The 1,389-nt window shown below is 54.6% G+C and carries 2 protein-coding genes; one reads left to right on the top strand and one right to left on the bottom strand.

The window, feature by feature from the left end:
• A partial coding sequence (locus H5U08_RS18825; RefSeq protein WP_297036704.1) for a hypothetical protein occupies nucleotides 1–801 on the bottom strand: 801 nt, incomplete at its 3' end.
• 403 nt (nucleotides 802–1,204) lie between these two features.
• Between H5U08_RS18825 and H5U08_RS18820 the strand changes: the two genes are divergently transcribed.
• Nucleotides 1,205–1,389 (top strand): hypothetical protein (locus H5U08_RS18820; protein ID WP_297036700.1); only part of this gene is annotated, 185 nt, incomplete at its 3' end.

The raw sequence follows: 1,389 nt of genomic DNA, 5'->3' as shown, positions 1-1,389 counted from the left end.
CGGCTCGTTATTCCAAAAGCCATTGGGCACATTCTTGGCACTGGCGAACGCGGGTGTGATGGGATAAGATCTGTCCACATACACTGGTTCTGCAAAGCAATCCGCGCTGGGCATCACCGCGTGGTGCTTGCAGAAGCAGCAGAAAAGGCGGCCTAGCAAGCACCGATGACCAACCGCATAACACTCGACGGACGGTGCTAGAGTGAATGGCCCGGCCAGATTTTGCTCCCAGACCTGGCTTCCTGATGGCGCTTCATCGTTGGTGGCGATGGGAGATGTTTCTGGGGGCTGTTTTGACACAACAGAATCACTCTTCTGGGTGACAGGTGGCGGTGAGGCTGGCTGATTCGATGGGGACGTGGAAGTTTGTGAAGGCGGTGGCGTGTCCAGGACCACGAGAAACCCGGTAAATCCCAGTCTGTCGGCCATCGATTTCAACTCGTTTGTCAGCTTCTCTTTTTCTGCTTCAAACAAAGGCTTGTTAGCACGGAAACGCAATCGCTTGTTCGTTTCGTCCACCTCGGCAATGGATAGCGCTTCCATCTGCCTGTCCTGACGCAATCCATCCTCCAGAATTTGCCTGGGGTTGACCTCGATTTTCACCTGGTAATCGGGCTCGGCACACTGGGTTAGATGCTGCGCTACATTACCCTCCCCCTTTTGCAGTGCGGTCTTTATCTCCTTTTCGAAGGTTGCTTTTTGCTCGGGAGAAAGGTACTTCTTTGCTGTGAGCGTCCACCCGTTTTCGGTAAATGTCTGCTCGTTAAACGCGAGTGCCTCCTGAATTTCTTTGGGACGCATTCTCCAGAATTCTGGGAGCCTTTCTCGCGCCCTTGATAGTTCACTGGTCTGGTCAGCAGACTGGGGGGACGGTTGAGAAGCTGTCGGAGGTGAAGCCGGAGCGGCATTTGCTGGCTCCGCTTTCACCAAGCTGGTTTGGCTGACTGTTGCGATTAGGACGCCTGCGACAAGTACTCCCCAACACACCAACCGGCACGCCCTCATTTGCTTCTCCTTTCCCATTTGAAAACATGAGAACTCACTGTAAACCTTTCACTGCTGAGCGATTTTAATTGCCGTAATCCCGGCTTTCAACTAGAACATCACCTGTTCGCTCAACTTCTGGGGTGGTCACGGCGGGCAAATCTATCTTTCGACGTGAGTCGTGGTGAGCAAAGCGGCCACCTCACGGTCAGTCCGGTCCTTGAGACAGACAATTGGCCGGGATATCCCTGACCATGAACCCGCTGTGAAGGCGATTTCCCAGTCAGGGGAACGTCCATGGGGCTACCACACGCGGTTTCGCGCGGGCCGGAGAAAAACGCGTGGCGGGAGAGTTGGAAAGTCGCGAAACCTCAACTGCCACGCCGACGCCGAGTGGGAGAGATA

Source organism: Thermogutta sp. (assembly GCF_014359955.1).
Classification (GTDB): domain Bacteria; phylum Planctomycetota; class Planctomycetia; order Pirellulales; family Thermoguttaceae; genus Thermogutta.
Note: the sequence above shows the minus strand (reverse complement) of the source record. Positions and strands in the feature narration are given on the sequence as shown.